A 364-nucleotide genomic window follows, 5' to 3' on the forward strand; every position below is an offset into this window, starting at 1 on the left:
CAAGGGGAAAAGTTCCCCTTGTGGGGTGTGGGGCAAAGCCCCTAGCATTTGTCACGCTATGGCGTGATTTGGCGAAGCCAACAAGGTCTCGCAGAGCCCACACCAAATGTAATTTGGTATAGTGGGCTATACCAAAACTTTGGATTCGCTCTCTCGATATGTTATGATAACCTTAAAAGTAGTCCTCTTACGGAAGACAATTGTGAGGGAAAAACATGAACAAATTCGCAATCATTCACATGCAGAAATTTCAAATTTCTGATGTGCAAGGGATTCAAAAACATAATCAAAGACAAGGAAAAAGTAAATCAAATTTAGACATCGATTATTCGAAAAGTGAACAGAATTATGATTTGTTGAATCA

The 364-nt window shown here is 39.3% G+C and carries 1 protein-coding gene; it reads left to right on the forward strand.

Annotation, left to right across the window (positions count from 1 at the left end):
• Window positions 1–215: 215 nt before the first annotated feature.
• The coding region (locus FE392_RS21570) for a plasmid recombination protein (protein ID WP_369292880.1) at window positions 216–364 on the forward strand (149 nt) is incomplete at its 3' end.

This window comes from Xenorhabdus santafensis, assembly GCF_033949405.1.
GTDB lineage: Bacteria > Pseudomonadota > Gammaproteobacteria > Enterobacterales > Enterobacteriaceae > Xenorhabdus > Xenorhabdus santafensis.